This window comes from Streptomyces sp. NPDC047081, from assembly GCF_040643775.1.
Classification (GTDB): Bacteria; Actinomycetota; Actinomycetes; order Streptomycetales; family Streptomycetaceae; genus Streptomyces.
The window spans coordinates 1-1,045 of the sequence record NZ_JBEYUY010000087.1; the positions used below are offsets into that span (position 1 = coordinate 1).

General features: G+C 66.7%; 1 protein-coding gene and 1 pseudogene. Both read right to left on the reverse strand.

Going from position 1 to position 1,045, the window contains the following annotated elements; genetic code table 11:
- Positions 1-732: methyl-accepting chemotaxis protein (locus tag ABZ848_RS49580; RefSeq protein WP_360843764.1), on the reverse strand; the 732-nt coding region annotated here is incomplete at its 3' end.
- A gap of 76 nt (positions 733-808) precedes the next feature.
- Positions 809-1,045: pseudogene (locus ABZ848_RS49585) on the reverse strand (hypothetical protein); the annotation flags it as partial.

Consider the following 1,045-nt stretch of genomic DNA (forward strand, 5'->3'; position numbering starts at 1 on the left):
GTTGGTCTGCTCGGCGATGCTGTGGATAACCGCCAGCACCTCACCGATCCGCCCGCTGTCGGCCTCCAACTGATGGATGACTCTGGCCGTGTCGGTGATCTCGTCGCGCAGATCGTGGATGCAATTGACCATGCCCACCATGGCCTGCTCACCCTGCTGGGTGGCCTGCTCGGCACCGTCCGCCGCACGTGCAGCCTGAACGGTGGCGCCGGCTACCTGCTGGGCCGCGGCGGACATTTCCTCCATGGCGGTTGCCACCTGGTCGGTGCGCAGGTTCTGGTCCTGGATGCCTTGGCCAAAGTAGGCCGAGATGGCGCTCAGTTCGTCGCTGGCCTTGTCCAACTGTCTCGTGCCTTGCCCCAGGCGTACGAATGTGTCCGACAGGCGATCGTTGAGGGCATTGGCGGCGGTTGCCAGACGCCCCAACTCGTCACGGCGATCCAGGCGGAGCTCCGTGCTGGACACGCCCAGGCTGAGCTGCTCGATATAGTCGGTCAGTCGTCCCAGGGGCTCGGCCAACCGACGTCGGACCAGCCAGGCGCCGAACAGCCAGGCCTGCACGCCGGCCGCTAGCGGCAGCCCAATGAGCCAGGTCCGTTCCACGGGAGCGCCGAGCTTGCCCAGGCGGTCGGACAAGATGGCGAGGCCGATCAGGGCTGGAAGCAGCACGGACAGCAGCAAGACGCCGAGAAACACCTGGGACTGGTTACGCAGGGAAAAATCGGGAGGCACGTGGGGGATTCCTTTGTCGGGTCGTGTCTGGAACAGGCGGCGCCAGCCCGCCCATGGGCGCGCACGGCCGGAGCTGTTACTTCAGGCTCTTGAGGTAGGCGATCAGGTCTTGGCGTTCCCGGGCGCCGGGCTGGCCCGGGTACATCATCAGATTGCCTGGCAGCATGGCGGCCGGGTTGCTCAGCCACTTGTCGAGGTTGGTGTCGTTCCACTGGAGCGCGGCGCCCTTCAGCGGCGCGGAGTACGCGAAGCCCGGCGCCTGGGCGCTGGCGCGGCCATAGACGCCGTTGAGGCTCGGGCCCATGAGGTTCTT